This window comes from Streptomyces milbemycinicus (genome assembly GCF_002154605.1).
GTDB lineage: Bacteria > Actinomycetota > Actinomycetes > Streptomycetales > Streptomycetaceae > Streptomyces > Streptomyces milbemycinicus.
On the sequence record NZ_MUNE01000044.1, the window covers coordinates 26,485 to 33,916 of the forward strand.

General features: G+C 69.4%; 6 protein-coding genes. 3 read left to right on the forward strand and 3 right to left on the reverse strand.

From position 1 onward, the window contains the following. Positions 1–1,135 precede the first annotated feature (1,135 nt). The 3 genes from CCN51_RS59125 (at position 1,136) to CCN51_RS03890 (ending at position 3,459) form a co-directional block, all read left to right on the forward strand. Positions 1,136–1,633: an endonuclease VII domain-containing protein gene (locus CCN51_RS59125; RefSeq protein WP_264349584.1), complete on the forward strand. Its 498-nt coding sequence runs from the start codon at positions 1,136–1,138 to the stop codon at positions 1,631–1,633. 265 nt (positions 1,634–1,898) lie between these two features. Continuing rightward, positions 1,899–2,582: a formylglycine-generating enzyme family protein gene (locus tag CCN51_RS03885; protein WP_043487495.1), complete on the forward strand. Its 684-nt coding sequence runs from the start codon at positions 1,899–1,901 to the stop codon at positions 2,580–2,582. 76 nt (positions 2,583–2,658) lie between these two features. After that, positions 2,659–3,459, forward strand: coding sequence for a polysaccharide deacetylase family protein (locus CCN51_RS03890; protein ID WP_014179180.1), 801 nt, complete (start codon positions 2,659–2,661; stop codon positions 3,457–3,459). Here the strand turns inward: CCN51_RS03890 and CCN51_RS03895 are convergent. From CCN51_RS03895 to CCN51_RS03905, 3 genes are all read right to left on the reverse strand, one after another. Then, the gene (locus CCN51_RS03895; protein WP_014179179.1) at positions 3,447–4,178 is read right to left on the reverse strand and encodes a Crp/Fnr family transcriptional regulator; all 732 of its coding nucleotides are present in this window, start codon (positions 4,176–4,178) and stop codon (positions 3,447–3,449) included. The genes CCN51_RS03890 and CCN51_RS03895 overlap by 13 nt on opposite strands. 31 nt (positions 4,179–4,209) lie before the next feature. Then, positions 4,210–6,387 carry a HelD family protein gene (locus tag CCN51_RS03900; protein WP_014179178.1) on the reverse strand — a complete coding sequence of 726 codons (2,178 nt, stop codon included), beginning with the start codon at positions 6,385–6,387 and terminating at the stop codon, positions 4,210–4,212. Between the two features lie 116 nt (positions 6,388–6,503). Then, positions 6,504–7,178: an L-2-amino-thiazoline-4-carboxylic acid hydrolase gene (locus CCN51_RS03905; RefSeq protein WP_014179177.1), complete on the reverse strand. Its 675-nt coding sequence runs from the start codon at positions 7,176–7,178 to the stop codon at positions 6,504–6,506. Positions 7,179–7,432: the final 254 nt, after the last annotated feature.

The window sequence follows — 7,432 nt, forward strand, 5'->3', positions numbered from 1 at the left end:
GTAGCTATGAGTAGCACACTACCGCCGAGCGCTGCCGCCAACGGGGTTACCCAAGCGGGAGGGTTCGTCACAATTTCCTTTAGCAATCCGGGCCCCGCAGTGAAGAAAGTAACGAAAAAAAGAGGCCCGAGGAGTGAAGACCATGCCCGTCTGCCGCGCCATCTCATGCGACCAACTGTGCCGTAGGTTGTCGCCGTCGCGGGGCTCTTCTCGGCAAGTTGCGCGTAGAGCATGCGCTGGCAGCTCAAGTGTCCAGCCTGCGGCAACGACGAGGTTGAACAAGCTGACGTGCAGCCCGGCCGGGGCGACTACGACAGCCCGCTAGGGACCCGCGGCGGGTACGTGCGCGTCGACCTCACGTGCAGCAATGGACACAGCTTCGCCTTCATCGTGGGCAACCACAACGGAGCGGAGTTCGTCGGTGTCGCCCCTCGCGTCTGAGCTGGGGTCCCGGCTACGAGCCGCTTGTTGTCCTGGTCTTTGTCCAGTGCACCGACGGACACCACTGTTCACCGCAGTACGCGCACCCCATCTGACGAGCCGCGTGAACCCCCACGGACGCCCCCGTACGGTCACGCGGACAGTTGGAAAGCGTGTTGGGGGCAACCCCTCACTAGTTCGACACGTAGCCTCCGCCAGCCCAGAGGCCGGACCACAGCAGCGGTCCGGCCTCTGGCGTTTATCCGTTGTCGTAGTGCCAGCACAGGGCGACGGTACGCGATGGGCGCCCGTCACGGTCGTACGCAAGGCACGCCCACAGTACGGCTCTGAACGACCGCGGACGCGGCCGGACCATGCCCTGACCAGCGCCGACAATTGCGGAGGTGGGGTTCCTCACTGCCGGTCTACATGCCACCGTGGGATCGTGACGGACGACTTACCGGTTCGCATCGTCGATGGACGCGTAGTCACCAAACCCGGGATAGGGCCAGTGGCGATGGTGTGGCTCCCGCTGCATGGGCAAGTGATCGCCAAGATCCCGCCCCGGAAAGGCAACCGCCGTTGGCTCCACGAGACAGTGGGCATCCGATCCCCGGAACTCAGCGATGACCGATGGAATCTGCCACGTAGCAGTCTCGTGCGCCTGGTAACGGCAGCGGTCGATCGGTACGGGTTCATCGTGCTTTGGCGAGATATGTCGAGGCTTTCGCAGTGCACCAGGGCATGTTTAGAGGCGACGGGCGTTGAATGCCAATGCTCTTGCCTAGGGGCGCACCACGGGCAGGATGCCGCCGGCTGGTTCGAACGGGTCGGGGACGCGGTCGTGGCCGACCGCGGCGAGTGCACCCGCACTGCGGTCGTCTACGGCGCAAGGGGCAGTGACGCGGACGCAGTGGTGTATGACGGGGAGCTGACGGGCGAGCCCTACCGCGTCGATCCCCAGGGGCGACGGAACTGGCCGACCGCTGCCCGGTTCATGTGCGCGAGCTGCATGACCGTGCGGGCTAGCGTGTGGGATCACTGCCATACGCACGGCTTTGTACGCGCGCCACTGTGCAATCGGTGTAACACCCGCTACTGGCGTGGATGGCGACCCCATCATGGCCGAGCAACACACAGCCGTAACCTCGATGACAGCTATTACCGCCGGTGCCCCGAGTACGCCGACGCGCAAAGACCGTGCAGTGCATAGCTCACAGCCGACGCCCTAGTCGCGCGCGGTACCGTCCAGGTCAGCGGCCCGGACCCGTCTCAGTTTCCGTCTCGTTCATCGCCGTACGCGGCCGTCCAGAGGCGTTCAGACGGGCCTGGCGCTCAGCGTGTCCGCACTAATATGAATGGCTGTGAACGCATCCGGATCGCGCCCTGACCAGCCTGGACAAACCTGCAAAGCGAGTTACGTGGGTTCGATTCCCGCCACGGCCTCCATGAACATGAGCACGGACATGAGCACAGCCATGAGCACGAACATGAGCACGGCCATGGTGGAGATCCCCGCCGGGGAGATCGTCCTGCGGGACGAGGGCACGCGGACCACCTGGCAGGTGAAGGTCGCGGCCTTCCGGCTGGCGCCGCATCCCGTGACCCGCGAGCTGTACGACACTGTACGGGGCGAGGCCCCCGCGGGCGGTGCGGCGGGGGCGCGGACGCCGGTGACCGAGGTCTCCTGGCTGGACGCGATCCGGTTCTGCAATCTGCTCTCGGAGGCGAGCGGGCTCACGCCCTGCTACGCGCTGGGCAGCGAGCAGGACCCCGACGCGCGGGACGTGGACTGCGACTGGGCGGCCGACGGCTATCGACTTCCCTCCGAAGCGGAGTGGGAGTACGCGTGCCGGGCCGGGGACTCCGGTGTGCGCTACGGCGAACTCGACGAGATCGCCTGGTATCGCGGGAACTCCGGCGACCGGGTGCACGAGGTCGCGGCCAAGGCGCCGAACGCATGGGGCCTGCACGACATGATCGGCAACGTATGGGAGTGGTGCTGGGATCTGTACGACCCCGGCGTCTACGGCCCGTACCGGGTCTTCCGTGGCGGAGGCGCGTACGACCCGCCTCGGGGGTGCCGGGCGTCGTGCCGCCGCAAGAGCCATCCGACCCTGCGCATCGACGACCTCGGATTCCGGCTCGCCCGATCGCTGTGATGTCGCGGAGGTCGCTTCCTGATCGCTATTTGGTCACGGCAGCCAACCTTTGTGCTGGTCGCGACATCTACACCGCGTGTATAGACGTAAAAGCATATCGACGGACCGGAAGCACAAAGCCAAGCCGATAGCCGGACTTCTGGCCGCCGCCTCCCTCGCGCTCGCCCTCAGCGGCTGCGGCGGCGCCTCGTACGACGCGACCGCGCCGAGCAGCGCGCGCGAGCGGGCCTCGGCCGACGGGAAGGAGGTCAAGGCGGGGTCCGTCGACTGTTCGAAGGCCAAGTGCGTCGCCCTCACCTTCGACGCCGGGCCCAGCGAGAACACGCCCCGCCTGCTGGACATCCTGAAGAAGGAGAACGCGCACGCGACCTTCTTCATGCTCGGCAAGAACCATGTACTCAAACACCCCGACCTGGTGCGCCGCATCGCGGCGGAGGGCCATGAACTGGCCAACCACACCTGGACGCACAAGATCCTGACCAAGTCCGACGACGACGAGGTGCGCGAGGAGATCACCCGCACCCAGGACGCCGTCGCCAAGATCACCGGCTCCAAGCAGCCCCTGCTGATGCGCCCGCCGCAGGGCCGCACCGATGACCGGGTCACCAAGATCTGCCGTGAGCTCGGCATCGCGCAGGTGTTGTGGAGCGTCACCGCGAAGGACTACCAGACGACCGACTCCGCGCTCATCACCAAGCGGGTGCTCGACCAGGTGGACCGCGACGGCATCATCCTGCTGCACGACATCTACAAGGGCACCGTGCCTGCCGTTCCCGGGATCCTCGAAGGGCTCAAGAAGCGCGGCTACACGGTGGTCACCGTCTCCGAGCTGATGGCCCCCGGGAAGCCCGAGGCCGGCAAGGTCTACAAGCCCTGAGCCCCGTTCCTGTGCTCGCCCCCGTCCCCCGCGCGCAGCGCCAGGGACTCCGGGGCGAGCAGGTGGACGCAGTCCCCCTCGACACGGATCAGCCCGTCGCGCCGGAGCCGGGCCAGCGCCCGGTTGACGGTCACCCTCGTCACACCGAGCGTGTCCGCCAGCGCCTGCTGTGTTCCTGGGATCCGCACCCGCGCGGGCCCCGGGGCTCCCCTGGCCAAGGCGGCGGCCTGCGCCAGCAGCCAGCCGGCCAGCCGGGCCTCCGCCGGGAGGGTGGCGGTTTCGGTGAGCCGTTGCTGCTGCGCGCGTGCCTGGCGGGCGAGCACGGCGAACACATGGGCCCGGACGGCAGCCGTGTCGTCGACGAGCCCGAGGAACCTGTCGCGCCGCACACTGCGCACCGCGCAGAACGTCAGGGCGGTGAACGTGGCGGTATGCCCCCGGCCGTCGAGCAGCGCGACCTTGTCCAACGCGCACGGGCCGTCCCACTGCCCGTACCGGACCACGCGCCCGCCGCCGGTCGTGCCCGTCGCCGCGACCCGGCCGCGCAGCAGCACCAGGAGGTGATCGGCGGGGGCGCCCGCCGACCTGAGCACGCTGCCGACGGGGTGGCCGCGCGGCACGGACGCCGCCCACAGCTCCCGCAGTCGCGCCTCGGGCAGCGACGCGAACAGCGGCACGGCGCCCAGCGCGCGCCACGTCAACGGTTCGTCCCCGGCCATGGCCACCTCCCTCGACACCGCTGACCCGACGTCACCGATCGGACCGGACGGCGATCGTGCAGAGCCGCTTCGTCGCCCGAGTGAGTGCGACGTACAGGTCCCGCTCGCCACCGGAGCGGGCCGCGATGATCTCCTCCGGGTCCACGACGACGACCGCGTCGAACTCCAGACCGCGCGCCTCGGACGCCGGTACGAGGCGCGCCTGCCGCGCGATCCCCGCGGATGTCAGCTCGTCCAGCCTGGTGTCCGCGCAGATCACCCCGAGCAGTTCACCGGGGTGCGCCGCGGCCTGGGCCCGGAGCTCCTGTGTGACGGTGGCGGCAAGTGTGTGCGGGGGTGCGGTGCGGGTACGGGGCACCTCGCCGCGGCGGATCGAGCGGCTCGGGGTCTGTCCGGGGGCGATACGTGCGAGCAGATCCCGGGTGGTGGCCAGGATCTCCTGCGTGGTGCGGTAACTGACGGTCAGGGTGTGCAGGTTGAACCGCGAGCCGACATGGGGGTTCAGGGCCTGCTGCCAGTCGTGTGCGGTCGACGCCGGGCCCGCTTGGGCGAAGTCGCCCACCAGGGTCATCGACCTGGCCGGGCAGCGGCGCACGACCATCCGCCACTGCATGGCGGTCAGCTCCTGCGCCTCGTCGACGACGACGTGTCCGTACGTCCGCTCCGGCGGGCCGTCGAGCAGGCTCGCCGCCTCGTCCAACAGCGGCACATCGGCGTCGGTCCACGCATCGGTCCACGCGTCGGTCCACGCGCCGGTCCACGCGCCGGTCCACGCGTCGGTCCGCCGCCGGCCGTCGGTGTGCGGAGTGCGCAGCAGCCGGGACCGTTCGTCATCGGTCAGCCGCGGCAGATGCTCGGCGAGTGCGTCGGGGTCCGTCAGGAGGGCCCGTACGAGGTCGTCGGGCGCGAGCCGTGGCCACAGCGCCTCCACGGCACCGTCGAAGTGGGCGTCGTCCAGGAGGTTCGCCCGGACGGCCCGCGCGTCGAACTCATCGGCCGGCCCCTCGGCCGGTGCGTCGTCGAGGCCGAGCCGGCGCAGATCGGCCGCCGCGGCCCGGTCGAGGTCGAGGCCGGTGCTCTGCGCGACCTCGGCGTCGATGCGCTCCAGAGTCTCGGCCGTGCCGCGTTCCAGCGCTTGCGTGACGGCGTCGGCCAACAGCTCCTTGAACACCTGGCGCGCCCGGTTGTGTCCTACGTCGGCTGCCACGGCCGCGTCGCGTGCCCTGGCCACTTCCCCGTCCTCCAGGCGGATCCATTCCTGTCCCACGCGCACGGCGAAGTCATCGCGCGGCGCCTGCCGGGCGCGCACCAGGCCCGCCAGTGCGTAGGCCAGCACGGCGCTGCCCTTGAGGCGGGCCGCGTCGATCGGCTCCACGGCGTCCGGAACAGCCCTTGCTCCTGCAAGGTCCTGACAAGTCGCCAGGACCACATCGTTCTCCCCGAGCGAGGGCAGGACATGGGAGATGTAGTCCAGGAACCGCGCGTTCGGACCGAGCACCAGGACACCACGCTCGGCGGCGCGCGGAAACGCGTACAGCACATAGGCCGCCCGGTGCAGCGCCACCACCGTCTTGCCGGTGCCGGGGCCGCCCTGCACCACCGTCACCCCCCGGTGCGGGGACCGGACGATGTCGTCCTGCTCCGCCTGCAGCGTCGCGACCGCCGCCCGCATCCGTCCCGTACGCCGTGCCTGCAGCGCCTCCGCCAGCGGGCCGTCGCCGACGATGTCGTCGGCGGTGGGGGCGGAGCCGTCCAGCAGTTCATCGCTCACCGCCGCCACCGCGCGGCCCTCCAGCCGCAGATGACGGCGGCGCCGCAGGCTCATCGGGTGGATCGGGGTCGCCTCGTAGAAGGGCCGCGCCGCGTCAGCGCGCCAGTCCACAAGCAGCGGCAGATCGTCCTCGTCCGTGTGCAGGCCGAGACGTCCGATGCGCAGGGCCGTACCGTCCGCACCGTCGATCCGGCCGAAGACCAGCCCCTCCTCGGCCCCTTCCAGCCTGCGCACCTCCCTCGCCAGACGCCCGGCGGCGACCTCGCGCTCGTACACCTCGCCCGCGCTGTCGCTCCGCCCGGCCGATGCCTTCAGCACATCGGCCAACTGCGTCCGCGCGTCGGCGATCCGCTCGCTGATCAGTCCGTACAGGGCGGACACATGGGCCTGCTCCAGCTCGATCTGGCACCGGGCGGCGGTATCGATGGCCTGCGACAACACATGGCTCCTCTCGGGAATTCAGCCGCACCACTATGCGGCTGAATTCCCGAGAAAGTAAGCCTTGACTTACTTGGGTGGATCGGCCCTCAAAAGCTACCGACCCGGGACGTCGCTCAGGGCGCGGTGCGGGTGAAATGGAACGGGCATGTGGCGCCGCCCAGGCCGATGGTGGTAGCACGGTCGAAGCGGAACCCGTGCCTTTCCGGGTCGATCGCCTCGATCCAGTTCCCGTCGAACGCGCACATGACGGGGGTCAGTTCCGCGGCGGAATTCGCCGTGAGCACGTCGTGGTAGAAGCACCGGTGAATGTCCACCAGATATCGCTCATCGTCGTCGGCGGGGCGCTGGAAGGTGAAGGTCTTCCCGAAGGCGTACTCCTCACGGGCCTTCGACACGTCCACCATCGCCCGGAACGGATCCGGTGCGGCGTCCAGCATGGCCCGGGTGCTCGCGTGAACCGCCTCGCCGAGCGGTTCGACCAGCGCGTCCCGTACCGCGCGGGTGGCGGCGTCGCGGCCCAGCCGCGGGAGCAGCTTCTCGTACGCCGCGACCACCGCGAGGGTGATACGGAGGTTGTAGCGCGAGGGCTCGTCGACGACCATCTGCGCGTTCGCCGCCTCCAGCTCCGCGTGCCGCTCACGCATCGGGGAGACGAGGTCGCCGGGAAGCGCCTGCTTTTGCAGCGTGGCGGAGATGTGGTCGAAGAAACCGGCGATCAGCAGCGCTGTGTCGCGCTCGGGATCGGGAACGTAGTCGCCGTCGGTCATTTCGAACTGGTCGGTGGTCACGAACGGTCCTTTCGGGACGGGCTCAGTCCCGAGAACGACCTGACAGCGCGCAGGGCGGAGCCGGGTCGTGCTCGCGACGAGCGAGCACGNNGTCGCCCGTGTATCAGCTGATACAGCCCGCCCGGCCGCGCCGGCGATACGTTCCGCCGGACAACACCGAGACCGCACAGCACCGAGACCGGACAGCACCGAGAAGGGACGGCTCCCATGCTGGTCGTAGAACTCGCCTTCACCCCCGCCCCCGAACGCCTGAC

Excerpts from the sequence above, each read along its gene's own strand:
- CCN51_RS03895 (WP_014179179.1), bottom strand. The coding sequence starts at position 4,178 with ATGGCCGGGGACGAACCGTTGACGTGGCGCGCGCTGGGCGCCGTGCCG.
- CCN51_RS59125 (WP_264349584.1), top strand. The coding sequence starts at position 1,136 with ATGTCGAGGCTTTCGCAGTGCACCAGGGCATGTTTAGAGGCGACGGGC.
- CCN51_RS03885 (WP_043487495.1), top strand. The coding sequence starts at position 1,899 with ATGAGCACGAACATGAGCACGGCCATGGTGGAGATCCCCGCCGGGGAG.